Genomic DNA, 24,765 nt, shown 5'->3' on the forward strand with positions numbered 1-24,765 from the left:
GTATCCCACTCCTCGCGCACCGCCGTCGCCCTCAGCCCGCGCCTGCCCCGGTGATGCTGAACGCGCGCTTAGCGCCCGGGCCTGGTGAACGCCAGTGACAACAGGAAGCTGTTGCCGCGCCGCGCGTCCCCGGTGTCCTGGTAATCACGCCGCCAGGTCAACCCGATCCGGAGGCAATCGTCCTCATATTGCACGCCGATCCGGTGGCGGATCGGGTCGAAACCGTCGGCCAAGCTCAGCGGGTCTTCGCGCCGGTTGGTGAGGTCGACGACGCCGCTGGCGAACGCCGACCAGAACGGCGCGAACTGCACCCGCCCGGCGACGCGCACCTCCTCGCGGTCCTGCAAATCCTCGATCGCCGGGAAGATGTTCCGATCGAGGCGCAGGTAGCCGAGCAGCACATAGTTGTTTTGCGAACCGATCGTCGCGTCGATCTCGTTGCGGCGGAAAGCAAAGCTGTCCTTGTCCAGCCGGTAGCGGTGGGTAAACGAGATGAAGTCGCGCAGGCGCACCTCCGTCCGCCCGGTGATGTCGGACAGGCGGTCCGACAGTCCGGTTCCGTCAGGCAGGATCGTCGCGCGGCGTGACAGGCGATAGCTCTGCCCCGCCACCGCGTTGATGCGCAGGCCGGGCAGGTCAAGGGTCCATTCGGCGCCATAGGTGGCGCGGGTGGAGTCCTCGAACCGGTCGTAGCCGGGGAAGCGGTTGAGCGCGAACAGGTTGCTGTCGTCGAGGTCGAGCGCACGGGAGTCCTCGTTTGGCAGCGACAGGTTGGCGATGCGTGGGCTGGCGACAACCTGGAACCGTGGCGTCAACCGCTGGGTGCCGCCCCACAGCGCGCCGATCAGCGGCCAGCGCAGGTCGGCCGCCACCGCGCCGATCGCGCGGGTGCGGAACCCCTCGATGCCGCGATAGCTCGCCACCGCCGTCGTCAAAGTGTCGCGCGTATTGTAGGCGTCGCCGCGGGCAAAGGCGGTCAGCGTCAGTTCCTGCCCACGGCCGGTCAGCAGCCGCCGGTCCCAGCGCGCGCTGGCAAAGGCGCGTTGCGTGTCCTGGCCGGCGGTCCGCGTCAGCGCCAGGCTGTTGAGCTGCACCTCGATCCGCCCGCCGACCACGTCGTTGAAACGACGGCGAAAGTCGACCTCCGGCAGCGCGACCGGCTGCAGTCCCTGATCGTCGGCGACCCGCAGCGTCTGCACCGACCAGCCGGTCAGCGCGAAATAGCTGTCGCGGTCGATCCGCTCCAGCGAGGCGGTGGAGCGCAGCCGGTCGTCGCGCGAAATGTCGTAGCGGCGGAGGAACGTTCGATCGGTGGTGCGGCGCAACGAGCCACTGGCCGACCAGTTCGGCGACAGCTGGTAGCGCGCGACCGCGTCCACATACCCCCGGAACGCCATCTCAGTCGAAAGGCCGGTCGCCCTGGACAGGTCGTCGCTGCGGCGGCTGGCGGTGGCATAGCCGGTCACCCGGAACGCGCCGGACGTGCCGAGCGAGTCATATTGCAGCTGCAGCATCGGCAGCACCGAGGTAAAGACATGCGGCGCGATCGTCAGCCCGCGATTGGGCGCGATCGACCAATAATAGGGCGTCGTGACCTCCAGACCGTTGACCGCCTTGTAGCGGATGTCTGGGGTCAACCAGCCGCTGTCGCTGTTCTCACCGATCGGCACCGACAATTTGGGCAGCGGGATCGACGCCAGCCCGAACAGATGGAAACGCCCGCCGACGAAGTAGATGCGCTCACGCTCGGGGCGATAGGTGACGCGCACCGCGGTGATCTTCCACGACGGCTCCTTGGGACAGCCGGCGCTGTTGACCACGGCGCACGGCGTATAGGCGGCGCTGTTGAGGTTGATGGTGCCGTCTTCCTCCCGCGAACCGCGTACGGCCGCGAGCCGGTCGCCGCGTTCCAGCACCACCAGCATGTTGTCGATCACGCCGTCGCGCAGAGAATCGGTGAGCTCGATCGAGTCGCCATAGGCGATGTCACCCTGCGGATTGGTGACCGCGATGTTGCCGGTCGCCACCACCTGGCCGGTCTTGCGGTCCCAGACGACCCGGTCGGCGCGCAGACGGCTGCCTTGGCGCGCCATCCGCACGTCGCCCAGCGACGTCACGACATCGGCGTTGCCATCATATTCCAGCGCGTCGGAGGAGAACTGCACCTGGTTCGGGTCGGCCGGCGACGCCTCGGGGCTGGGCGGCGGCACCTGGACGGGCCGGTCCTGCAACTCCTGCGCATCACCCGGCGCGGCCACGGCCAAGGCGATGGCGGCCGAACTCGCCCACAGAAGGTGACGCAACACGAGTATTCCAGACCCCTTCACGCGGACGCCGTTCGCCTATCGGAAGCCTGCCCGCCCCGCAATCGCGCGCTTGCCTCCCGCCGCCGGTAACCTAGATGGACATAGCTTCAAGACCTTGCAGGACTTCTTCGCACATGCAGATCACCTTCGCGCCCGCCGCTCCGACCGCGGCGATCCTGGTCCTGCCGGTCGAAAAGGACGGGCTGGACAGGCTGGCGTTGGGGGAGGGCGCGCCGATCGCCGCCGCCGCCGCCACCGCCGCGCGCTTCACCGGCGAGGCGGGCACGGCGCTCGACCTCTTCGTGCCGGGCGAGACGGTACGGCGCATAGTTCTGCTCGGCGTCGGCGGGGGTGACGAGCCCGATTGGGCCAAGGCCGGCGGCGCGCTGACTGCCAAACTGCTGACCTCCGGCGCTATCGAGGCGACCGTCGACCTGGCGAACGTCACGCCGAGCGCGGCGGCCGTGGCGCGCTTCGCCGGTGCCGCCGCGCAGCGCGCCTGGCGGCACGATGTCTACCGGACCAAGCTGCCCGACAACCAGAAGCCGAGCCTGACGACGCTGACCATCGCCGGTGCTCCCGCCGGCGTCGACGCGGCGTGGGCGACACAGTCGGCGGTGACCGACGGCATGGCGCTGACCCGCCAGCTCGTCTCCGAGCCGCCCAACATCCTCTATCCCGAGAGCTTCGTCGACCAGGTGACGCGCTCGGTCGAAGGGCTGGGCCTCGAGATCACCGTGCTCGACCAGGATCAGATGGCGGCGCTCGGCATGGGCGCCATACTCGGCGTCGCGCAGGGCTCGTCGCGCCCCGGCCGGCTGCTCGCGCTCAAGTGGAACGGGGGAGGAGACGCGCCCGCCGTGGCGCTGGTCGGCAAGGGCGTGACCTTCGACACCGGCGGCATTTCCATCAAGCCGGCGGCCGGCATGGAGGACATGAAGTGGGACATGGGCGGCGCGGGCGCGGTCGCGGGCGCGATGAAGGCGCTTGCCGCGCGCAAGGCGAAGGCGAACGTCATCGGCGTCATGGGGCTGGTCGAGAACATGCCTGACGGCAACGCCACGCGCCCTGGTGACGTGCTGACCAGCATGTCGGGCCAGACGATCGAGGTGCTCAACACCGATGCCGAAGGACGGCTGGTCCTTGCCGACGCGATCACCTGGGTGCAGCGGACGCACGGCGTGAAGACGATCGTCGATCTCGCCACCCTGACCGGCGCGATGATCGTCGCACTGGGCAATGAATATGGCGGGCTGTTCTCGAACGATGAGAGGCTGGCAGCGCATCTGACCGCGGCGGGGCTGGCGACCGACGACAAGCTGTGGCGCTTTCCGCTCTCGCCCACCTACGACAAGATGATCGATTCACCGATCGCGGACATGAAGAACATCGGCGGCAAAGGCGCGGGCTCGATCACCGCGGCGCAGTTCATCCAGCGTTTCGTCGAGGAGGGTGTCGCCTGGGCCCATCTCGACATCGCCGGCATGGTGTGGAGCGACAAGCCCGGCACCCACCACGACAAGGGCGCGACAGGGTACGGCGTGCGGCTGCTCGACCGCTTCATCCGCGACAATTTCGAGGGTTGAATACACCTCCCGCTTGCGGGAGGGGCCCAGCTATTCTCCCCTCCCGTTTGCGGGAGGGGCTGGGGGGAGGGGATGTAAGCTCCATGCTATCGGACAATTCCTCCTCCAACTCTTCCCGCAGGCGGGAGGGGAGCTAGTGCAGGTCGACTTCTATCACCTCACCCGCCAGCCGCTCGACCGCGTCCTGCCGCAGATCGCGGAAAAGGTGCTCGCCAGCGGCGCACGTCTGCTGATCGTGGTCGCCGACGACGACGAGCGCGCCCGCCTCGACCGGCACCTGTGGACCTATGCCACCGACAGCTTTCTCCCCCACGCGCAACTGGGCGCCGGTGACGATGCGGCGCAGCCGATCCTTTTCGCCCCCGACATCAACGCCGCCAACGGCGCGCGGAACATCGCGCTGGCGGACGGCATCTGGCGCCCCGACGCGCTCGATTTCCACCGCGCCTTCCACGTCTTCGACGAGGAGCGGATCAAGGACGCGCGCGCCGCTTGGCGTCTGCTGAAGAACCGGGACGGCGTTGAGCCGCGCTACTGGAAGCAGAACGAGGCGGGCAGGTGGAAGCAGGTGACCTGAGTCGGAAGGGCCGGCTCCGGTCCTTGACGGTTCACCCGAACAGGCGCACCATCGTGCTACATCCAACGGAGGATGGGATAAAGAGCGGGGGCTCTTATGGACCTGGTGATCTATTGAAGGCGTGGGCCGTCGCTTCGGTGGCGGCCCCGCCGGATCACGCCGCACCCTGGGTTTTTACCGTTTGCTATTATCCAGCCCCAGCGACTCCCGCGTGATCGGGTCGGCGATGGCGTCCCGCACCATCCTACCGCCCGGCGCCGCGCCATAGTTCGCCGGGATGTTGCTGCCGATGGGCCGGCAGATCGGGAAGGCGGAGCGTGGCCGCTGCCCATAGAGCGCCGCTTCCTTCTTATCGTAACCAAGCTGGTAAGCGGTCGTCACCTGCTTCATTCGCACACCGTTCAGCGCCACCATTCGGTTCGCCAGCCGCGCCTGCGCGATCGTGTGCCGCAGGGATCGCGCCTCGTCGCCACCGAACGGCCGCCCGGGACCGGACAGCGCGTAAAGGCTCGTCCAGATGTCGAGTTCACGCCGGCCGTGGAAGCCGATCTGCTCCGCGAAGTCATAGGCAGTTGAATAATTATCGAGGACCTCGCGATCGAGATGCGCGGCGGTCTGCGCGCTCAGCGTGCTTTGCCACACGCCGACTGGCCAGGTGCGATAGGGCGGTGCGCTCGGCTCACCCAGGGGCGGCAGGCGCCCCGCCTGCCCGGCGTCCGCGACGATCCGCGCCAACTCGTCCAAGCGGCGCTCGACACAGGCGTCAATGGTGACGCGCTCCTCGCCCTGGCCGATCAGCTCGCCCAGCTCCACCGCCATCGCGTCGCGAGCGCCGCGCACCTCGATCCGCCAGCCGATCTCAGTCGCGATCGCGCCGAGGCCGAGCGCGACCAGCACACCCAGCACCACGCTCGCGAACTCGCGCAGCTATTTGCGCGTGGCATCGCGCTGCCACAGGCGGTGCAGCCTGCCGCGCGTCGTCGCTGTCGCCTCGGTCACGTGGCCCCCGCTTGCATCGCCCCGAGCGCCAGCCTAGGGCGCGCGCAACTTCCGAACAACCAAATCAGGAGAACGTGTCCGTCATGGCCGCGACCAGAACCTTTTCGATCATCAAGCCGGACGCCACGCGCCGCAACCTGACCGGCGCGGTCACCAAGATGCTGGAGGAAGCCGGCCTGCGCGTCGTCGCCTCCAAGCGCATCCAGATGACCCGCGAGCAGGCGGAGGGCTTCTATGCCGTCCACCGGGAGCGGCCGTTCTTCAACGACCTCGTCTCCTTCATGATCTCCGGCCCGGTGGTCGTGCAGGTGTTGGAGGGCGAGAACGCGATGCAGCGCAACCGCGACGTGATGGGCGCCACCAATCCCGCCAATGCGGAGCCCGGCACGATCCGCAAGGAGCTGGCCGAGTCGATCGAGGCCAATTCGGTCCACGGCTCGGACTCCGACGAGAACGCCGCGACGGAGATCGCCTATTTCTTCAAGCCCGAAGAGATCGTCGGCTGATGCCCGACTGGCGGCTGCGGCGGGCAGGGCCCGACGACGCCGCCGCCGTGGCGCTGGTCTCGGGCTCGACGTTCCTGGAGACCTATGCCGGCATGCTGCCCGGCCGCGATATCGTCGCGCATTGCGGCAGGAACGGCGCCGACGCCTATGCGGGTTTCGCGGCCGATCCCCGCGTCGTGCTGACCGTTGCCGAGCATCCGGACGGCGGCGCGCCGGTCGGTTTCACGCTGCTGGCGCCGCCCGACCTGCCGATCGGGGTCGGCCCCGACGATCTGGAGCTCCGCCGCATCTATGCGCTCGCCACCACGTACGGCACCGGGCTGGGATGGGCGCTGATGACGCGCGCGATCGAGGACGCGCGCGGCCTCGGCGCCAAACGGCTGCTGCTCGGCATGAACAAGCTCAACCACCGTGCCCACACCTTCTACGAGCGTCAGGGTTTCGCGGTGATCGGCGAGCGCATCTTCGTGGTCGGCGATACGCCCAACCAAGACTTCATCCTCGCCCGCGCTATCTAGCGTTTCGGCGGGCTCCACAGCGCGTCGAGCCGCTGCGCCGATCCGCCGCGCTCGCGGAGCACCAGCCCGGTCAGGTCGAGCGAGCGCCCCGCGAACATGCCGCCGCCCCGCGTCCGCCACGCCACATCATAGATCGCCCGGTCGCTGCGCTTCACGTCCGCGTCCCACCAATAGGCGGTCACCAGCACCGGCAGCCGCCCATCCGCGTCGTCGCGCCCGCCATCGGTCGCCTTGAGCAGCGCGGAGCGGAACCAGTCCGCCTCGATCCGCGGCTGCGGCACGCCGTCGCGTGGCGTCACGCCCAGCCCCGCCGGGAAGCGGACGTCGACCGACTCGATCTTGTGCGTCGCATCGGCCAGCGTCAGCGTCTCGCCGCCGCTCGACACCGTGCCTTCCAGCCGCACGATCCGTTGCACCTTCGCCTCCTTGGCCACCGCCGCCGCGCGCTCCGCCGCGCTCTCCCGCCGATCCGACCAGGAGAGGTACAGCCCGATCGCGCCGATCAGTACGCTCGCCACCGCGACGAGCTCCGCCAGCGTCAGCCAGCGCCGCCGCCGGGTGCGCTGCTCGGTCGTCTCGCGTCCCGGTTCGCTCATCGTCCGCCGGCCTCCAGCAGCCCCCGCGGCGCCACCAGCTCCCAGCTCATCGCGACCCGCTCGCCGACCCGGTCCCAGTCGGTGTCCGCGGCCCCGATGCGCATCGCCACCCAGCCCGATGGCCCGAGATAGGGCGGCGAGTAGTAGAAGTCCGGATCGTGCTCGATCAGCATCGCCTGCTCGTCACGCCCCGCTGTCTTGACGATCACCGCCGTCTCGCCGTCGCCGTGATGATTGTGCCAGATATAGGCGAAGAACTTGCCCTTCTCGATGTGGAACCCCGGCGAGCCATGCGACAGCCGTTCTGCCGTCTCCGGCAGCTTCAGCGCGATTGCGCGCAGCCGTGCGAGGTCGGCGGGATAGTCTGGGCTCATTGCGTCACGAACTCCGCCAGCACTCGGGGGTAGAGCCGATGTTCTTCCACCAGCACGCGCGTGGCAAGCGTATCCGGCGTATCGCCCGGCAGCACCGGCACCCGCGCCTGGCCCAGCACCGCGCCGCCGTCGAGCTCCTCCGTCACCAGGTGCACGGAGCACCCCGCTTCCGCATCGCCCGCGGCGATGGCGCGGCTGTGGGTGTCGAGCCCCTTGTATCTGGGCAGCAGGGAAGGGTGGACGTTGACGATCCGCCCGCGCCACCGCGCCACGAACGCGTCCGACAGCAGCCGCATGTATCCGGCCAGCGCGATCACCTCCGCACCCGCCTCGCGCAACGCGGCATCGAGCTGCTCCTCGTACGCCGCCTTGCCGATCCCCTTCGGTGACAAGGCCCATGTAGCGAGTCCATGCTCCTGCGCCCAAGCCAGCCCGGCAGCTTCGGGCTTGTCGGAAGCGACCAGCGCGACGCGGTAGCCGTCTGCGCGCTCAACGAGCGCCTGCATGTTGGACCCCCGCCCGGAAATCAGGATGCCGACCTTCACCTGGCACCCTGCCGGGCGAACGCCGGGGCCCGGATGCTGGTCATCCGGCTGAGGCTGGTGACGAGAACCCGGCTCGGCCGACCGGGCCCCGGCGTCCGCCGGGGAGGGTGCCTAAACCCCATGCGTCGCACGCCAACTCTCCCGCGCGCTCCAGGTCTCCGCCGACCCCCGCACGGTGCAGCCCCGCTCGCCCGCCTCGACGCCGCCGATCCGGAACACCGTCTCACCCGCCGCGATCAGCGCCTCGGTAACCCCATCCACCTCGTCGGGCGCGAGCACCACCACCATGCCAATGCCGGTATTGAACGTCCGCGCCATCTCCTCAGGCTCTATCGCGCCCTGCGCCTGCAGCCAGCCCATCAGCCGCGGCAGCGTCCAGCGGTCCGCGTCCAACACCGCGTGGCACTCCGCCGGCAGTACCCGGGGCACATTTTCCAGCAATCCGCCGCCGGTGATATGCGCCAATCCCTTGATCCGCCCGGCGCGCAGCAGTGGCAGCAGCGACGCCACATAGATTCGGGTCGGCGCCATGAGCGTGTCGATCAACAGCCGGTCGGGGTTGAAGATCGCCGGTCGGTCCAAACGCCAGCCCTTGTCCGCGGCCAGCCTGCGCACCAGCGAGAAGCCGTTGGAATGCACCCCCGTCGAGGCGAGCCCCAGCAGCACGTCACCCGGCGCGATGGTCGCACCGGTCAGCAGCCGGTCCCGCTCGACCGCCCCGACCGCAAAGCCCGCCAGGTCGTAATCTCCGGCGGCGTACATCCCCGGCATCTCGGCCGTCTCGCCGCCGATCAGCGCGCAACCGGCGAGTTTGCACCCCTCCGCGATAGAGGCGACGACCCGCTCCGCCACCGCTGCATTCAGCCGGCCCGTGGCGTAATAGTCGAGGAAGAACAGCGGCTCCGCGCCCTGCACGATCAGGTCGTTGACGCACATTGCGACCAGGTCGACGCCCACCCCGTCGTGCCGGTCCCATTCGATTGCCAACTTCAGCTTGGTGCCGACGCCATCGTTGGCCGCGACCAGCAGCGGATCGGTAAACCCGGCCGCCTTCAGGTCGAACACGCCGCCGAAACCGCCCAGCTCCGCGTCCGCGCCCGCGCGCCGCGTGGCCCGTGCCAATGGTGCGATGGCGCGCACCAGAGCGTTGCCTGCCGCAATGGAGACCCCCGCATCGGCATAGCTATAGGGTGCGGTGCGGCGGTCGTCGCTCATGGCTGAGCCGCCTAGCCCGAAACCCGCTTGGATTTCCACCGCCGCTTCGCCTAGGCAGAAGCCCGATGCGTATCCGCGTTCCCATTCTCCTCGCCGGTGCCGCCATTGCCGCCGCCGCCTTTGCCCAGATCGAGGGCAGCGACCGCGGCGTCGTACCGGTCGCGAGCACGTCGTCCTATGAGGTCAACGGCGTCACCGTCGACGTTGCTGCAAAGACTCCCGACGAGGCGCGGTATGGCGGCTGGCGCAGCGCACAGCGCAAGGCATGGGTGCAGCTGTCCAAGCGGCTCGGCGGCGGTGGTGGCGCGGTCGGCGACGCGACGCTCGACCAGCTCGTCTCCGGCATCGTCGTCGAGCATGAACAGATCGGCCCGACCCGGTACATCGCCCGGTTGGGTGTGCTGTTCAATCGTGCCCGCACGGCGGCGCTGCTTGGCATCGTCGATCAGGCTGCGCGGTCCGCGCCGATGCTCGTCATCCCGATCGAACATTCGGGCGGGGTCGCGCAGGCGATGGAGCGCCGGACCGAGTGGCAGGCGGCCTGGGCCCGCTACCGTACCGGCAACAGCGCGATCGACTATGTCCGCGTCGCCGGCACCGGCCCGGATTCGCTGCTACTCAACTATGGGCAGACGCAGCGCCGCGGGCGCACCTGGTGGCGGCGGCTGCTCGATCAATACGGTGCGTCCGACATCCTGGTACCTTCGGTGCGGCTGACGCGGCAATGGCCGGGTGGGCCGGTGATCGGCGTCTTTCAGGCGCGCCACGGCCCAGACGGCGATCTGCTCGACAGTTTCACGCTGCGCGTCAATTCGAGCGACGGCATCCCCCAGCTGCTCGATGCCGGCGTCAAGCGCATGGACGAGCTGTACGGCCGCGCCCTGTCGGCCGGCGCCCTGTCGACCGATCCGGCGCTGCGGCCGCCGCCGCAGCCTGCTCCGGTGCCGACCGATGAGGTCGGTGATCTGATCGAGGAGAGCGACACCGTCGAGGAAACGTCGACACCGACGCTGGCTGGGCAGGGTGTGGCGGTGACGATCCAGTACGACTCGCCCACCGCCTCGTCCGTGGCAAACACCGAATCATCGCTGCGCGGGGTCGCCGGGGTCCGCTCCGCCAGCACCACCAGCCTGGCACTCGGCGGCGTGTCGCTGATGCGCGTGGCGTTCGACGGCGATCCTGCCGCCTTGCGCGCGGCGCTGGAGGCCCGCGGCTTCCAGGTGATCGGCAGCGGCACGACGCTGCGCATCCGCCGCGCGCCGCAGTTGCTGCCGCCGGATATCCCCCCGGACAGCGCGCCGAGCGAGTGATGAGGCGATCCGGCGGACAGATCGCCCCGTCGCCATGAGCGGCCAGATGGGTTTGCCGCTCGGCTGGCCGCCGCGAGCGCGCGACGATGCCTTCCTCGTCACCGCGTCCAACGCCCGCGCGGCGCACCTGCTCGAACACTGGGGCGCATGGCCGGTGATGACCGCCTTGCTCGTCGGCCCGCGCAAGTCGGGACGCAGCCTGCTTGCGCGGCTGTTCGCGGCGAAGAGCGGCGGCTCGGTTATCGACGATGCCGAGAGCGCGCCCGAAGAGCACCTGTTCCATGCCTGGAACCGCGCCCAGATCGCGCGCCGCCCGTTGGTGATCGTCGCCGACACCCCGCCCCCCGCCTGGGACATCCAGCTGCCCGACCTTCGCTCCCGCCTCGCCGCTGGCATCGTTGCAGAGATCGGTCCCCCCGACGACCAGCTCGTGCGCGCGCTACTGGCAGCGCAGTTCGAACGCCGCGGCCTTGATGCGCGGCCCGACCTTCTCGACTGGCTGGTCCCGCGGTTGGAGCGCAGTCACATCGCCGTCCTGCGCGCCGTCGACGCGCTTGATCAGCAGCTACTGGAAACCCGCAAGCGGCTATCGGTGCCGCTCGCGCGTACTGTGCTCGCGGCGGCCGGGCTGGTCGCGTCGGCGGAGGAAGCATGAAGGAGGCCACGACCCTGAAGCGCCTGTCCGAGCCCGGCGAGGCGGCGTTCGCGGGCACCGGGGGAGACCGCTATTTCAATCGCGAGCTCTCCTGGCTGGCCTTCAACCGACGCGTGCTGGAGGAAGCCTGCAACGAGGCGCACCCGCTGCTCGAGCGGCTGCGCTTCCTGTCGATCTCCGGCTCCAACCTCGACGAGTTCTTTATGGTCCGGGTCGCCGGGCTGAAGGGGCAGCAGCTTCAGGACGTCGACCACCGTTCCGCCGATGGGCTGACGGTCAGCCAGCAGCTCGCCGCCATCACCGCCGAGGCCGACCGGTTGATGGCCTCGCAGCAGCGCGTCTGGGGCGACCTACGCAATGCGCTGGACGAAGCGGGGCTGCTGGTGCTGCGCCGCGACGAGATCGACGACGAGGCGTCCGATTGGCTGGAACAGCATCTTCGCGACCAAGTCTTTCCGACCCTCACTCCGCAGGCGCTCGATCCCGCGCACCCGTTTCCGTTCATCCCCAACGGCGGGCTGTCGGTGATCTTCGATCTCACCCGCGCATCGGACGGAGCGCAGATTCGCGAGCTGGTGATGCTTCCCACCGCCACCCCGCGCTTCGTGCGGCTGCCGGGCAAACCCGCGCGCTTCGTTGCGATCGAGGCCGCATTGAAGCGGTTCGCGCCCTTGCTGTTCCCCGGCTATGCGATCGACGCCGCCGCCACCTTCCGCGTGCTGCGCGACAGCGACATCGAGTTGGAGGAGGAGGCGGAGGATCTGGTCCGCTACTTTGCTAATGCCATCAAGCGTCGCCGCCGCGGCCGTGTCATCCGCATGGAGCTTGAGACCGGCACCCCCGACACGTTGGCGGCGGTACTCCGCGAGGAGCTGGGCGGCGCCAGCGCGATCATCACCGAATCAGGCCAGCTATTGGGGCTGGCCGATCTCGAGGCACTGGTCGATCAGGATCGCCCCGACCTCAAATTCCCACTTTTCACGCCGCGCTTCCCCGAGCGCATCCGTGAATATGGTGGCGACTGTTTCGCGGCGATTCGCGCCAAGGACATCGTCGTCCATCATCCGTACGAGACCTTTGACGTCGTCGTCGCTTTCGTGAAACAGGCGGCCGCCGACCCTGACGTCGTCGCGATCAAGCAGACGCTCTACCGCGCCGGCAAGCAATCCGCGGTCATCGCCGCACTGATCGCCGCGGCGGAGGCCGGCAAGTCGGTGACCGCGGTGGTCGAGCTCAAGGCGCGCTTCGACGAGGAACAGAACCTCGCCTGGGCCTCGGCGCTGGAGCGGGCAGGGGTGCAGGTCGTCTATGGCTTCATCGACTGGAAGACCCATGCCAAATGTGCGATGGTCGTCCGGCGAGAGGGCGGTTATTTCCGCACCTACTGCCATTTCGGCACCGGCAATTATCACCCGGTCACGGCCCGCATCTATACCGACCTGAGCTTCTTCACCGCCGATCAGGCGACCGGGCGCGACGCCGCGCAGATGTTCAACTACATCACCGGCTATGTCGAACCTACCAACTTGACCAAGCTGGGCCTCAGCCCGCGCGACATGCGCCACCGGCTGACGGCGCTGATCGACGCCGAGATCGCCCACGCCCGCGCCGGCCAGCCCTCGGGCATCTGGGCAAAGATGAATAGCCTGGTGGATCCGGCGGTGATCGAGAAGCTCTACGAGGCGAGCGGCGCCGGGGTGGAGGTGGAGCTCATCATCCGCGGCATCTGCTGCCTGCGCCCGCAGGTGCCCGGCCTGTCCGAGAACATCCGGGTCAAGTCGATTGTCGGCCGGTTCCTGGAGCACAGCCGCATCTGGGCCTTTGGCAATGGCGCGAAGTTGCCCAACGAGACAGCCGGCCTCTACATCTCGTCCGCTGACTGGATGCCGCGCAACTTCGACCGCCGAGTCGAATACATGCTCCCGATCGAAAACGACACCGTTCACGAGCAGATCCTCGACCAGGTCATGGTCGCCAGCCTGATCGACGACGAACAAAGCTGGGTGCTTGGCCCCGATGGCGACTATACGCGGGTGACGCCGGGCGAACGCCCGTTCAATCTGCACCGCTACTTCATGACCAACCCATCGCTTTCGGGACGCGGCGCCGCGGGTGAGGACGGCGAAGAAGTGCCGACGCTGTCGCTGAGGCGCGGCGTTTGACCAACGGCTGCCGATCCGCGCGATGAACCTCCTCGCTCCGCTCACGCGCGTCCTCACGCGATCGTCGGACGAACCCCGCACCGCGATTATCGACATCGGGTCGAACTCGATCCGTCTGGTCGTCTATCAGGGCTCGCCACGCCTGCCTGCCGTGCTGTTCAATGAAAAGGTGCTCGCCGGTCTCGGACGCGGCCTCGCCACCACCGGGACGATCGCTCCGGAGGGCATGGCGCTCGCCCGCACCACGCTGTCGCGCTTCGCGCGTCTGGCCCGCGAGATGGAGGTGACGCGGCTGCGCACCGTCGCCACCGCCGCCGTGCGAGACGCGGCCAACGGGCCCGAGCTGATCGCCCATGCAGAAGCCGCCGGCCTGTCCGTCGAGCTGCTGTCGGGCGAGCAGGAGGCGCTCGCCGCCGGCTACGGCGTGCTTTCCGCGTTTCCCGAGGCGGACGGAATCGTCGGCGATCTCGGCGGAGGCAGCCTGGAGCTGGTGCGCGTCAGGAAGGGCAAGCCCGGCGATCGCGTCTCCTTTCCGCTCGGCGTTCTGCGGCTCGCCGCGATTCGAGCCAAGGGGGACGACGCGCTGAACAAGCAGGTCGCCCGCGCGATCGACAAGGCCGGCTGGACGGGCAAGGGCAAGGGGCTGCCCCTCTATCTCGTCGGCGGTTCCTGGCGCGCGCTGGCCCGGTTGGACATGGGCCTGACTGGTTACCCGCTCCCGATCATCCACGGCTATTGCATGAGCGCCGAGCGCATCGAGGGCTTGACCGGCACCATCGCGCAGGCATCGCGTAGCCAACTACGAGCGACCCCCGGCCTTTCTGCCGGCCGCGTTTCGACGTTGAGCGATGCGGCCGCGATCCTGACCCTACTGCTCCGTCATCTCGGCAGCATTAGCACGATCGTCTCCGCCTATGGCCTGCGCGAGGGGCTGCTCTTCCAAGAGCTCGACGCCCCGACCCGCGCCGAGGATCCGTTGACGGTGGCCACACGCGACGAGGGCCGCAGGGCAGGGCGCTTCCCCGAACATGGCGATCTGCTCGACCGCTGGCTGGCACCGCTGTTCGACCGCGACCAACCCGACGCCGCGCGCATCCGCAACGCTGCGTGCCAGCTCGCCGATGTGGGTTGGCGCGCCAACCCCGATTTCCGAGCCGAGCTGGGGTTCGAAGTCGCGCTGCACGGCAACTGGGTCGGTGTCGACGCCACCGGCCGCGCGCAGATGGCGCAGACGCTGCATGCCAGCCTCGGCGGCAACGGTATCCCCGCGCCGCTGCTCGCGCTCGCACCGCGCGAGAAACTCGACCGCGCCATCGCATGGGGCTTGGCGATCCGTCTCGGCCAGCGCCTCAGCGGCGGCCTTGCTGGCCCGCTGCGGCGTTCGCGCCTGTCGTCCGATGAGGACACCATCACCCTTCATTTGGCGCCGGAGGACCGCGCACTCTACGGCGAAATGGTCGAGCGCCGGCACTCCGCGCTGGCGACCTTCCTAAACCGTTCGGCCGTCCTTGGCGTCTAGCCGCAGCGAACCGCGACGATCCGGCGGCGGTAGTCGACCCGCACGTTGATCCGATCCTCGCGGAAATCCATGGTGACCATCTGGCCCGGCCACATCACGCGGACCGTCCGTGCGCCCGAAAGCCGCTTCGCCCGCGTCGGCACGCCGCGTCGATACCGCTCGCCGACCAGCACCTCCGCCTGGCCCGCCGCACAGACACCCGCGTCCTCCTGCGGCCCCACTTCCTCCTGCGGCATCGCCGCCAGCACCAACAGCCACAGCATCACGCCATCTCCTCCACGTCCACCGACCGAGTCATCTTGAGCTTGCCGCCGACCACCGCAAACGCCAGCCGCCCCTCGACCAGATCGACCGCGTCGCGCCCGAACTGCTCGTAACGCCAGCCCTCCAGCATCGGCAGCCCGGTGCGCACTCCTGCCGCCAGCAGCTCGAGCTCCTCGCTCCGCGCCAGCAGCTTGGACGCCACGTCGATGTCGCGCGAGCGGATCTTGAGCAGCAGCTTGAGCAGGTCCGCGACCAAAGCGCCGTCCTTGCCCAGCCCGGGCTTGCGGTCGTCGCGCGGCGGCAGCTCGTCGTCGCTCAGCGGCTGCGCGTCTGCCAGCGCCGCCATCAGCCGCGCGCCGATCTCGTTCCCGGCCCACCCCGCCGACAGCCCCCTCACCTTGGCGAGATCGGCCTGCTTGCGCGGCGGATGTCCGGCGATGTCCGCCAGCGTCTCGTCCTTCATGATCCGCCCGCGCGGCAGGTCCTTGCCCTGCGCCTCCAGCTCGCGCCACTTCGCGATCGCCTTGACGCGGCCGAGCACGTCCGGCTTGCGGCTCGGCGCGCGCACGCGCTTCCAGGCCTGCTCCGGGTCGTTGGCATAGTTGGCGGGATCGCCCAGCCGCTCCATCTCCTGGTCCAGCCAGCCGCCGCGCCCGGTCTTCTTCAGCCGCTGCAGCATCTTGGGGAAGATCGCGGCGAGATGCGTCACGTCGCCGATCGCGTATTCGATCTGACGCGGCTCCAGCGGTCGCTTCGCCCAGTCGGTAAAGCGCGCGCCCTTATCGATCTGGACGCCAAGCCAGCTGTCGACCAAGTTCGAATAGCCGATCTGCTCGCCTTGCCCGAGCGCCATCGCCGCGACCTGCGTGTCGAACAGCGGATGCGGCGTCTTGCCGGTCAGGTTGTAGACGATCTCCAGATCCTGCCCGCCCGCGTGGAAGACCTTCAGCACGTCGTCGTTGGCAGTCATCAGCTCCAGCAGCGGAGCCAGGTCGATGCCCGGCGCCATCGGATCGATCGCCGCCGCCTCGTTCACGTCGGCCACCTGGATCAGGCAGAGCTCGGGGTAGAAGGTGTTCTCCCGCATGAACTCCGTGTCGACGGTGATGAAGTCGGCCTCGGCCCAGCGGGCGCAGAGATTGGCGAGCGTGGCGGAGTCGGTGACCAGCGGGTGGATGTGCATGGCGGCGCCATAGCCACGCGCGCTCGGGTTGACAAAGCGGGGAGGGGAGGGGACGGCCGCGCCTTCGTTTCACAGCCGCTCGGAAGACCCGCGCTCATGCACGCCTATCGTACCCACACCTGCGCCGCGCTTGACGCAGCCACCGTCGGCCAGACCGTACGCCTATCCGGCTGGGTCCACCGCAAGCGCGATCACGGCGGAGTGCTCTTTATCGACCTGCGCGATCATTACGGCATCACGCAGGTCGTGGCCAAGTCGGGCAGCGCTGTGCTGGAGCTGCTCGAGGGGCTGCGGATCGAAAGCGTCATCACGGTCACCGGCGAAGTGGTGGTACGCGAGGCGGGGCAGGCCAATCCGAACCTCGCAACCGGGGAGATCGAGGTCGTAGCCGACGCGGTGCTGGTCCAGTCGCCGGCCCACGAGCTGCCGCTGCCCGTGTTCGGCGACGCCGAGTATCCGGAGGACATTCGCCTCCGTTACCGCTTCCTCGACCTGCGTCGCGAGCGCCTCCACGCCAACATCATGCTGCGGTCGCAGGTCATCGCCGCGATCCGTCAGCGCATGATCGACCAGGGGTTCTTCGAGTTTCAGACCCCGATCCTGACCGCGTCCAGTCCTGAGGGCGCGCGCGACTACCTCGTCCCGAGCCGCGTCCACCCCGGCAAGTTCTACGCGCTCCCGCAGGCGCCACAGATGTTCAAGCAGCTGCTGATGGTCGCGGGCTTCGACCGCTATTTTCAGATCGCGCCCTGCTTCCGCGACGAGGACGCGCGCGCCGACCGCTCGCCCGGCGAATTCTACCAGCTCGACTTCGAGATGAGCTTCGTCACGCAAGAGGACGTGTTCGCCGCGATCGAGCCGGTCCTCCACGGCCTGTTCGAGCAGTTCGCCGACTGGCAGGGTAGGGGACGGCAAGTCTCGGCCCTCCCGTTCCGCCGCATCCCATTCCGCGAGGCGATGCTGAAGTACGGCAACGACAAGCCCGACCTGCGCAACCCGATCCTCATCAGCGACGTGAGCGAGCAGTTCCGCGCCTCAGGCTTCGGCCGCTTCGCGTCGATCGTCGAGGCCGGCGATGTCGTCCGCGCCATCCCCGCCCCCAACACCGCCGGCAAGAGCCGCAAGTTCTTCGACGACATGAACGCGTGGGCGCAATCCGAGGGGTTCGCGGGCCTCGGCTATGCGACGCGCAAAGGCGGCACCTGGGGCGGACCGATCGCCAACAACCATGGCGCGGACAAGATGGACGCGCTGGCCGACGCAATCGGCCTCGGACTCGACGACGGGCTGTTCTTCGCCGCCGGCAAGGAAGGGCAGGCGGCCAAGCTCGCCGGCCTCGCGCGCACCCGCGTTGGCGAGCAGCTCGGCCTGATCGACGCCAACTGCTTTGAGTTCTGCTGGATCGTCGACTTCCCGATGTTCGAATATGACGACGACGCCAAGAAGGTCGATTTCAGCCACAATCCCTTCTCGATGCCGCAGGGCGAGTTGGAGGCGCTGGAGACAAAGGATCCGCTCGACATCCTCGCCTATCAATATGACATCGTCTGCAACGGCATCGAGCTGTCGTCGGGCGCGATCCGTAACCACCGGCCCGAGATCATGTACAAAGCGTTCGAGATCGCCGGTTACACCCGCGACGATGTCGACAAGAACTTCGCCGGCATGATCAACGCCTTTAAATACGGCGCGCCTCCCCATGGCGGCTCCGCCCCGGGCATCGACCGTATGGTGATGCTGCTCGCGGGCGAACCCAACATCCGCGAGGTGGTGCTGTTCCCGATGAACCAGCGCGCCGAGGATCTGATGATGGGCGCCCCCAGCTTCGTCTCCGCCAAGCAGCTCAAGGAACTCAACCTGCGCAGCACAGCCGAGGTCAAAGCGACGACGGCTACGGTGGCGCCGAGCGCGAGCTAGTCTCGCGCTGCCTTGCCGCCCGCTTTGCGCGGCGTCCCGCCCTTCAGCGCGGCGAGTCGGGCGGCGACTGCCTCCTGCTTCTGCATCGCGGTGATGTCCGCGACGGCATCTGGATCGTCGGTCCGGGCGCGGCCGGTGGCGCCGCCGGCTTCCTCCATCGCGCGTTCGAACGCCTCCTCGGCGCGGCTCACCTTTCGGGCCATGCGCAGGTCGATCGGCATTGCGACGTCATCCACGGCCGCCGCAGCGCTCTCGGCAGAGCGGAAGGCGGCCAGCTCCTCCTTCATCTGCTGCCGCCGCACCCGAAGACCGGCGGCGACGCCGTCCAGCCGTTCGGCGTCCGACAGCGCCTCGCTCCGTGAGGCCTCCAGCTGCGCGACTTGGTCCTCCAGCTCGACCTGGCGCGTCACCGCTACCTCCGCCAGATCGTCGCGCTGCTTGCCGACCGCGAAGCGCGCCTGTTCATCCAGCTTCGCCAGCTCCCGCCGGATCGCCGCCACGCGTGCCTCGGCATTGCGCGCGCGCGCCTCCGCCGCCTCGCGCTCGGTCACCAGCCGGTCGATCGCCCGATCAGCTTCGCGCATGGCGTCGCGCATCAGGCCGGTGCTGCTGGCCCGCTCGACCGTCTCGACCGCGCTGCCGACCCCTGCCGACACCACGCGCTGCACCCGCACGAAGATCGATTCGCTCATTCCGGCTCCCCCATATCTCGCACGACACTAGCGAGCGGCCCGTTACCCATCGGTAAAGCGGCGGCTAGGCGTAGCTTCTTAACCATGCCAACACAAAGGCCGGTTATCGGGGGCGCGATGCAGGACGGGCAGTTACAACCGGCTACCCCGGCGCCCTTCGTCCGCTCGCTGGGCGTTCTGGGCGTGCTGTTCCTGACCTTGTCGGTGACCACCCCCGCCTCGTCGGTCTTCGTCTTTCTCCCGGACATGATCGGCATTGCCGGCACCGGCGCGATCTGGGCGTTCCTGATCGCGGCACTCGTCTGCGTCGCCACCGCCTTCATCTATGCTGAGCTGTCCTCCGCTTGGCCGGTCGCGGGCGGCGAATACGTCATGGTGGCGCGAACAATGGGCCCGTTCGCCGGCTTCGTGATGCTTGGCGTCAACGTCTTCAACAACCTCATCTTTCTCCCGGTCGCCGGACTCGGGATCAGCGCGGTGCTGTCCGCTGTAATCCCCGGCCTGCCGACGGTCCCCGTCGCGCTAGTGGTGGTCGCCGCCTGCACCCTGGTCGGATTGTTCGACATCCGGATCAACGCAACGATCACCGGCTGCTTTCTCCTGCTCGAGGTGCTGGCACTGGTCGCCGTCGTCTGGCTAGGCTTCGGCGACGCGATCCGGTCGCCTAGCGACTTCCTTGCCGCGCCGGTCGCGCCGGGGGCGGCCGGCCTCGCGCCGACCGGTATGGCGTCGATCGGAGTGGCCACGTCGATCGCGATCTTCGCGCTCAACGGTTATGGCGCGGCGGTCTATTTCGGTGAGGAGATGCGTGAGGCGCCTGCGCGGATCGCACGCACCATCATCCTCGCCCTGGTGATAACCCTCGCGCTGGAGGGCCTGCCGCTGCTGGCGCTGTTGATCGCCGCGCCCGATCTCGCCGCCACCTTCGCCAGCGACAACCCGTTCGGCGATTCCGTCGCGCGCCTGGGCGGCGAGGGCTTGGCGAAGTGGGTCGCGGTCGGTGTGGCGCTGGCGATCGTCAACGCGCTGATCGCCTGGGTGCTCGCCTGCGCGCGCTTCTTCTATGGCACCGGCCGTGATCGTAGCTGGGGGCGTCCGCTAGACGGCTGGCTGACGACGCTGCACCCGCGCTTCGGCTCGCCGTGGCTGGGCACGCTGCTGATCGGGGCGGCCGGTATGGCGCTTTGCTTCCTGCCAAAGGCCAGTCTTGAGGTGTGGAGCGGCACCGGGCTGGTCGCGATCTACGCCGGGATCGCGGTGGCGGTGATGATCGGCCGCCGCACCGGCGCCAGCGCGCATGCCCGCTACCGGATGCCTCTGTACCCGCTCTGGCCGCTGATCACGATCGCGGCGCTGGTCTACATCGCCTGGACCAACTGGCTCGACGTGGAGACGGGCCGCCCGGCATTGATCGCCACCGTCGCCCAGATTGCGGTGGCGGCGTCCTACTACTGGCTGGTGTTGCGACGGCGGGGCGAGTGGACGGTGCAGGTTCCGGATTAGTGAACACCTAGCGCCGCCAGCTACCCTCCCCGGGCAGGCCGGGTCCAGTCGCCACGGATGAAGATGCACTGGGCGACGATCACCAAACAGCAGTTCGCAACTGGACCCGGCCTGCGCCCGGGAAGATGGGGGGCTCAGCTCACGCCGCCTCGAACAGCCCGTCCTCACCCAGCACCCGCAGCTTTCCGTCCGCGATCGCGAAGACCGCGCCATGGATGGTCAGCGTCCCGGCATCCACCCGCTCGCGCACGAACGGGAAGGTCAGCAGATTATCGATCGAGACCCGCACCGACTCCTGCTCCAGCATCCGCTGTCCGTCCTCGCCGACGCCGTATTCCGCCACCACCCGCTCGCGCGCGGCGTCGAGCAGCGAAATCCAGTTTGCGACGAACCCTCCTTCGCCGACCTCGGCATCGGCAAGGCTGCGGGTCAGTGCCGCATTGACGCCGCCGCATGCACCATGGCCCAGCACCACGATCTCCTCGACCCCCAGCTTGGTCACCGCGAACTCCAGCGCCGCAGAAACGCCATGGCGGCCCCCGCCGATCTCGTAGGGCGGAACCAGATTGGCCACGTTGCGCACCACGAACACCTCGCCTGGTCGGCTGCCGAAGATCGTCGCCGGATCGACGCGGCTGTCGGAGCAGGCGATCACCATCACCTTGGGCGCCTGGCCGCTCGCCAGCTCCTGCCAGCGTTCGCGCTCCTCCAGCCATTCATTGCCTCGGAATCGGTAATAGCCGTCGATCATGTCGCTGAAGAGCGTCACCCCTGTTACCCCTGCGTTGTTTAACCGCCCCATGCTCGCTATCTGCGCGGGCATGAGTGAGACCCTCCCGGTGGCGAACCCGGTCCGGCAGCGCAAGCCCGACTGGATCCGCGTCAAGGCGCCGACCAGCGTCGGCGTCGGCGAGACCCGCAAGCTGATGCGCCGGCTCGGCCTTGCCACCGTGTGCGAAGAGGCGGCGTGCCCCAACATCGGCGAGTGCTGGACCAAGAAGCATGCCACGGTGATGATCCTGGGGGACACTTGCACACGGGCGTGCGCCTTCTGCAACGTCAAGACCGGGATGCCGCGCGCGGTTGACCCGCTCGAGCCGGAGCATGTGGCGGTGGCCGCCGCCGAGCTCGGCCTCCAGCACATCGTCGTCACCTCGGTCGATCGCGACGACCTGCCCGACGGCGGTGCGTCGCAGTTCGTCAAGGTAATCCAGGCGCTGCGCCGGAACACGCCGTCGACTACGATCGAGATCCTGACGCCGGACTTCCGCAACAAGGCGCAGGCCGCGGTCGAGTCGATCGTCGAGGCGGGACCAGACGTCTACAACCACAATCTGGAGACGGTGCCGCGGCTCTACCCCACCATCCGTCCAGGTGCGCGCTACTATGCCTCGCTGCGGCTGCTGGAGAGCGTCAAGCGGCATGACCCGTCGATCTTTACCAAATCGGGCGTGATGACCGGGCTCGGCGAGCAGCGGCTGGAGGTCCATCAGGTGATGGACGACATGCGCTCCGCGGACATCGATTTTTTGACCATGGGGCAATACCTCCAACCCACCCCACGCCACGCCAAGGTCGCGGAGTTCGTAAGCCCCAAGGCGTTCGACGCCTATGCCGCGATCGCGCGGGCCAAGGGCTTCCTGCTCGTTGCCGCCTCGCCGCTGACGCGATCGAGCTACCACGCGGGCGACGACTTCGCGAAGATGCGGGCGGCGCGCGAGGCACAGCTCGCCCGTGCCTGAGCATCGCGAGACGCGGCATCTGCCGTATTCGGCGGAGCAGATGTTCGACCTGGTCGCCGACGTGAAGCGTTATCCCGAGTTCCTGCCCTGGGTCACCGCGATGCGCGTTCGGCGCGACACGGACACGGAAACGCTCGCCGACATGATCGTGGGGTTCAAGGGGCTGCGCGAGACCTTTACCAGCCGCGTCGAGAAGGAACGCGCGCGGCGCATCCATGTCGATTATGTCGACGGGCCGCTGAAATACCTCCGCAACGACTGGACCTTCCGGCCGGAAGGGCAGGGGTGCGCGGTCGATTTCGCGGTCGATTTCCAATTCAAGAACCGCGTGTTCGAGATGCTGGCCGGGCAGGTGTTCGGCGCTGCGCTGCGCAAGATGATCGGCGCGTTCGAAACCCGCGCCGCGCAGCTCTACGGCAAGGTGGACGGTGGCATCAGCAGCTCCAGCGCGCACAGCGCCGCCTGAAGCCTGACCCCGCCCCGACCGGTGTCGGGGAACGTCTTGCGTTCGGCGTGGACATCGGACGGATCGGCGTCGCGCTCCGCGCGCGCGAACACCACGGTTCCCACCGGCTTGCGCTCACTGCCGCCGCCGGGGCCGGCGACGCCGGTGATCGCCACCGCCACATCGGCCGCCGTCGCGTTCAGCACCGCCTGCGCCATGCTCCAGGCCGTCGCGACCGACACGGAACCAAAGGTTTCCAGCACATCACCGCTGACCTTGAGCACCGATCCCTTGGCTTCGTTCGAATAGGTGACGAAGCCTGCCTCGAATACGTCGGACGAGCCGGGCAGCTCGGTCAGCGCCGCCGACACCAGCCCGCCAGTGCAGCTCTCGGCCACCGCAACCCGCCGGCCGACGGCCCGATTGGCGTCCAGTACCCGGCGCGCGGCGTCGACCAACTCTGCGGGCAGCAGCGTGTCCGTCATGGACACAGCGGCAGCGCCCCGACCGGCCCCTTGGCGTTGGCGGGCTGCTTCTGCAGATGACGTACGGTCGCGACGACCACGCCGGCGGTGTTGCGGGGCGGCAGCGGCTCCAGCAGCGTCACCAGCCGGTCGATCGTGCCGCAATCCTTGACCGCGATCCGCCCGACGATCAGCGGCGTAACCATCGTCGTCAGCACCGGTCGCGCGAAGTCGGAGCCGAGCAGCGCCTGCGCCGCCGGATCGACCAGCTTGCCCAGCGCCGCCCGTGCCGCCGGCCAAGCGCGTTCGGCTTCGGCCTCGTAGCGCCCGAGCAGCGGGCTCTGCGGGCGTCGAAGCAGGCTGGTGGCCGGCAACCGCGCCGCGCAGGTCACGCCGGTCTGGCGCAGGATGTCGGGCAGCGCCACGGCCGCCAGCGCCTCCGCCTCGCTCGCGGTCAGGCACGGCCGCTGCGCCTGCAGGGGCGCCGCCAGTGCCGCGAACATCGCCAGCAGCTTCATCGCATTCCTCCCGGCAGCCGCACCGTCGCAGATGCCTGGCACGCTATCCCCTCACCACGCCCGGTAAAACCCAGCCGCTCCGTCGTCGTTGCCTTGATGCTGACCCGCTCCGCCGCCAGCCCGAGCAGCGCCGCGATCCGCGCCTGCATGGCCGCGCGGTGCGGCCCGATCTTGGGTTCCTCGCAGATCAGGGTCAGGTCGACGAAGCTGACCTCGCCACCCCTGGCTGCGATCAGTGCCGCCGCATGGGTGAGAAAGTGATGCGACGCTGCCCCTTTCCATTGCGGGTCACTCGGCGGGAAATGGGTGCCGATGTCGCCCGCCGCAATCGTGCCGAGCAGCGCGTCGGTCAGCGCGTGCAGCACCACGTCGGCGTCCGAATGCCCTGACAAGCCTTTGTCGTGCGGAACCAGCACGCCGCCCAGCCACAATTCCTCGCCCGTCTCGAGGCGATGCACGTCGAAGCCAGTGGCTGAGCGCCATTCCGATCGCAGCCGCGCCTCGGCCCCAGCGAAGTCCTCGGGATGCGTCACCTTGTCGAGCATCGGGTCACCCTGCACCATCGCCACGGCCTCGCCAAGCCGCCGGACCATCTGGGCATCGTCGGTCGCCTCCTCGCGCGGATCCCAGGCGGCATGGGCGCGGCGCAGCATGGCGGTATCGAAACCCTGCGGCGTCTGAACACGCCACAGTTCGTTCCGTCCCACCGTGTCGCCGAGTACCGCGTCGCCCCGCGCCAGAGTATCCGCCACCGCCAGCACCGGCGTCGCTCCCGGCGCTCCGTCCAGCGCCGCCAACACGCGGCCGATCACAGCGTCAGGGACGAAGGGTCGAGCCGCGTCGTGGACCAGCACCCGCGCCGAGCCGACCACCGCCAAGCCGTTCGCAACCGACTCGCGCCTAGTCGCTCCGCCGATCACCCATCGCACGTCACCGATAGCAGCCCGTGCCAGAGCCTCCTGACCCGGGGCGATTGCTACCACGACCTCGGAAATGCCGGGGTGCGCAGCAAACGCAGCGGCTGAATGCGCCAGCATCGGCTTGCCCGCGAGCGACTGGAACTGTTTGGGCAGGTCGCCCCCGGCACGGCTCCCGGTTCCGGCGGCGACAATCAGGGCGGCAGTCATCGCTTGTCGCTAGCCGGTCGACCTTGCCAGCACCAGCCTACG

General features: G+C 68.7%; 25 protein-coding genes. 12 read left to right on the forward strand and 13 right to left on the reverse strand.

The window, feature by feature from the left end; all coding sequences use genetic code 11:
* Window positions 1-68: 68 nt before the first annotated feature.
* A complete protein-coding gene (locus tag VFQ64_RS09240; protein ID WP_325102996.1) occupies window positions 69-2,306 on the reverse strand; it encodes an LPS-assembly protein LptD in 2,238 nt (745 codons plus the stop codon).
* A 134-nt stretch (window positions 2,307-2,440) separates the two neighbouring features.
* Between VFQ64_RS09240 and VFQ64_RS09245 the strand changes: the two genes are divergently transcribed.
* Entirely contained in the window at window positions 2,441-3,892 is a 1,452-nt protein-coding gene (locus tag VFQ64_RS09245; RefSeq protein ID WP_325102997.1) for a leucyl aminopeptidase, read from the forward strand.
* Window positions 3,893-4,028: 136 nt separating this feature from the next.
* Window positions 4,029-4,469: a DNA polymerase III subunit chi gene (locus VFQ64_RS09250; protein WP_325102998.1), complete on the forward strand. Its 441-nt coding sequence runs from the start codon at window positions 4,029-4,031 to the stop codon at window positions 4,467-4,469.
* A 174-nt stretch (window positions 4,470-4,643) separates the two neighbouring features.
* Here the strand turns inward: VFQ64_RS09250 and VFQ64_RS09255 are convergent, their stop codons facing one another.
* Complete coding sequence (locus VFQ64_RS09255) at window positions 4,644-5,378, reverse strand: hypothetical protein (protein WP_325102999.1); 735 nt, start codon at window positions 5,376-5,378, stop codon at window positions 4,644-4,646.
* Between the two features lie 173 nt (window positions 5,379-5,551).
* Here VFQ64_RS09255 and ndk point away from each other — a divergent pair, with 173 nt between their 5' ends.
* Entirely contained in the window at window positions 5,552-5,974 is a 423-nt protein-coding gene (gene ndk / locus VFQ64_RS09260; RefSeq protein ID WP_325103000.1) for a nucleoside-diphosphate kinase, read from the forward strand.
* Window positions 5,974-6,492: a GNAT family N-acetyltransferase gene (locus tag VFQ64_RS09265; protein ID WP_325103001.1), complete on the forward strand. Its 519-nt coding sequence runs from the start codon at window positions 5,974-5,976 to the stop codon at window positions 6,490-6,492. Before ndk ends, VFQ64_RS09265 begins: the two co-directional genes overlap by 1 nt.
* On the opposite strand, the gene VFQ64_RS09270 is transcribed toward VFQ64_RS09265, so the two are convergent.
* The 4 genes from VFQ64_RS09270 to purM form a co-directional block, all read right to left on the reverse strand.
* Window positions 6,489-7,088, reverse strand: coding sequence for a hypothetical protein (locus VFQ64_RS09270; protein ID WP_325103002.1), 600 nt, complete (start codon window positions 7,086-7,088; stop codon window positions 6,489-6,491). The genes VFQ64_RS09265 and VFQ64_RS09270 overlap by 4 nt on opposite strands.
* On the reverse strand, window positions 7,085-7,462 hold the full coding sequence (locus VFQ64_RS09275) for an MmcQ/YjbR family DNA-binding protein (RefSeq protein WP_325103003.1): 378 nt from the start codon (window positions 7,460-7,462) through the stop codon (window positions 7,085-7,087). Before VFQ64_RS09275 ends, VFQ64_RS09270 begins: the two co-directional genes overlap by 4 nt.
* Window positions 7,459-7,968, reverse strand: a complete 510-nt coding sequence (gene purN, locus VFQ64_RS09280) for a phosphoribosylglycinamide formyltransferase (RefSeq protein ID WP_325103004.1) — start codon at window positions 7,966-7,968, stop codon at window positions 7,459-7,461. The genes VFQ64_RS09275 and purN overlap by 4 nt, the downstream gene beginning before the upstream one ends.
* Window positions 7,969-8,118: 150 nt before the next feature.
* A complete protein-coding gene (gene purM, locus VFQ64_RS09285) occupies window positions 8,119-9,222 on the reverse strand; it encodes a phosphoribosylformylglycinamidine cyclo-ligase (protein ID WP_325103005.1) in 1,104 nt (367 codons plus the stop codon).
* Window positions 9,223-9,287: 65 nt separating this feature from the next.
* Here purM and VFQ64_RS09290 point away from each other — a divergent pair, with 65 nt between their 5' ends.
* The 4 genes from VFQ64_RS09290 to VFQ64_RS09305 are packed head-to-tail and all read left to right on the forward strand — an operon-like array spanning window position 9,288 to window position 14,868.
* Complete coding sequence (locus tag VFQ64_RS09290) at window positions 9,288-10,532, forward strand: heavy-metal-associated domain-containing protein (RefSeq protein ID WP_325103006.1); 1,245 nt, start codon at window positions 9,288-9,290, stop codon at window positions 10,530-10,532.
* A 46-nt stretch (window positions 10,533-10,578) separates the two neighbouring features.
* Window positions 10,579-11,187, forward strand: coding sequence for an HdaA/DnaA family protein (locus VFQ64_RS09295; protein WP_325103007.1), 609 nt, complete (start codon window positions 10,579-10,581; stop codon window positions 11,185-11,187).
* Window positions 11,184-13,349 carry an RNA degradosome polyphosphate kinase gene (locus tag VFQ64_RS09300; RefSeq protein ID WP_325103008.1) on the forward strand — a complete coding sequence of 722 codons (2,166 nt, stop codon included), beginning with the start codon at window positions 11,184-11,186 and terminating at the stop codon, window positions 13,347-13,349. The genes VFQ64_RS09295 and VFQ64_RS09300 overlap by 4 nt, the downstream gene beginning before the upstream one ends.
* A 22-nt stretch (window positions 13,350-13,371) precedes the next feature.
* Entirely contained in the window at window positions 13,372-14,868 is a 1,497-nt protein-coding gene (locus VFQ64_RS09305; protein WP_325103009.1) for a Ppx/GppA family phosphatase, read from the forward strand.
* Here VFQ64_RS09305 and VFQ64_RS09310 read toward each other — a convergent pair.
* Both VFQ64_RS09310 and rnd read right to left on the reverse strand, forming a co-directional pair.
* Entirely contained in the window at window positions 14,865-15,131 is a 267-nt protein-coding gene (locus VFQ64_RS09310) for an I78 family peptidase inhibitor (protein WP_325103010.1), read from the reverse strand. The two genes, VFQ64_RS09305 and VFQ64_RS09310, sit on opposite strands and share 4 nt — an antisense overlap.
* Window positions 15,131-16,315 (reverse strand): ribonuclease D, encoded by a 1,185-nt coding sequence (rnd, locus tag VFQ64_RS09315; protein WP_325103011.1) that lies wholly within the window; start codon window positions 16,313-16,315, stop codon window positions 15,131-15,133. The genes VFQ64_RS09310 and rnd overlap by 1 nt, the downstream gene beginning before the upstream one ends.
* Window positions 16,316-16,411: 96 nt before the next feature.
* Between rnd and aspS the strand changes: the two genes are divergently transcribed.
* Window positions 16,412-18,232, forward strand: a complete 1,821-nt coding sequence (aspS, locus tag VFQ64_RS09320) for an aspartate--tRNA ligase (protein WP_325103012.1) — start codon at window positions 16,412-16,414, stop codon at window positions 18,230-18,232.
* On the opposite strand, the gene VFQ64_RS09325 is transcribed toward aspS, so the two are convergent.
* On the reverse strand, window positions 18,229-18,924 hold the full coding sequence (locus VFQ64_RS09325) for a PspA/IM30 family protein (protein ID WP_325103013.1): 696 nt from the start codon (window positions 18,922-18,924) through the stop codon (window positions 18,229-18,231). The two genes, aspS and VFQ64_RS09325, sit on opposite strands and share 4 nt — an antisense overlap.
* 117 nt (window positions 18,925-19,041) lie before the next feature.
* Between VFQ64_RS09325 and VFQ64_RS09330 the strand changes: the two genes are divergently transcribed.
* Window positions 19,042-20,427, forward strand: coding sequence for an APC family permease (locus VFQ64_RS09330; RefSeq protein ID WP_325103014.1), 1,386 nt, complete (start codon window positions 19,042-19,044; stop codon window positions 20,425-20,427).
* A gap of 139 nt (window positions 20,428-20,566) precedes the next feature.
* On the opposite strand, the gene VFQ64_RS09335 is transcribed toward VFQ64_RS09330, so the two are convergent.
* A complete protein-coding gene (locus VFQ64_RS09335) occupies window positions 20,567-21,196 on the reverse strand; it encodes a carbonic anhydrase (protein ID WP_325103015.1) in 630 nt (209 codons plus the stop codon).
* A gap of 52 nt (window positions 21,197-21,248) precedes the next feature.
* Here VFQ64_RS09335 and lipA point away from each other — a divergent pair, with 52 nt between their 5' ends.
* Together lipA and VFQ64_RS09345 are read left to right on the forward strand one after the other, a co-directional pair.
* Window positions 21,249-22,169, forward strand: a complete 921-nt coding sequence (gene lipA / locus VFQ64_RS09340) for a lipoyl synthase (protein ID WP_325103016.1) — start codon at window positions 21,249-21,251, stop codon at window positions 22,167-22,169.
* The gene (locus VFQ64_RS09345; protein ID WP_325103017.1) at window positions 22,162-22,635 is read left to right on the forward strand and encodes a type II toxin-antitoxin system RatA family toxin; all 474 of its coding nucleotides are present in this window, start codon (window positions 22,162-22,164) and stop codon (window positions 22,633-22,635) included. The genes lipA and VFQ64_RS09345 overlap by 8 nt, the downstream gene beginning before the upstream one ends.
* On the opposite strand, the gene VFQ64_RS09350 is transcribed toward VFQ64_RS09345, so the two are convergent.
* Genes VFQ64_RS09350 through VFQ64_RS09360 form a run of 3 tightly spaced genes read right to left on the reverse strand, consistent with a single transcriptional unit; the run spans window position 22,581 to window position 24,723 of the window.
* On the reverse strand, window positions 22,581-23,099 hold the full coding sequence (locus VFQ64_RS09350) for a CinA family protein (RefSeq protein ID WP_325103018.1): 519 nt from the start codon (window positions 23,097-23,099) through the stop codon (window positions 22,581-22,583). The genes VFQ64_RS09345 and VFQ64_RS09350 overlap by 55 nt on opposite strands.
* Window positions 23,096-23,596, reverse strand: a complete 501-nt coding sequence (locus VFQ64_RS09355; RefSeq protein WP_325103019.1) for a hypothetical protein — start codon at window positions 23,594-23,596, stop codon at window positions 23,096-23,098. Before VFQ64_RS09355 ends, VFQ64_RS09350 begins: the two co-directional genes overlap by 4 nt.
* Window positions 23,593-24,723, reverse strand: a complete 1,131-nt coding sequence (locus VFQ64_RS09360; RefSeq protein ID WP_325103020.1) for a bifunctional 2-C-methyl-D-erythritol 4-phosphate cytidylyltransferase/2-C-methyl-D-erythritol 2,4-cyclodiphosphate synthase — start codon at window positions 24,721-24,723, stop codon at window positions 23,593-23,595. Before VFQ64_RS09360 ends, VFQ64_RS09355 begins: the two co-directional genes overlap by 4 nt.
* Between the last annotated feature and the right edge of the window lie 42 nt (window positions 24,724-24,765).

The sequence above is a fragment of the Sphingomonas sp. genome, assembly GCF_035714405.1.
In the GTDB taxonomy this organism is placed as follows: Bacteria; Pseudomonadota; Alphaproteobacteria; order Sphingomonadales; family Sphingomonadaceae; genus Sphingomonas.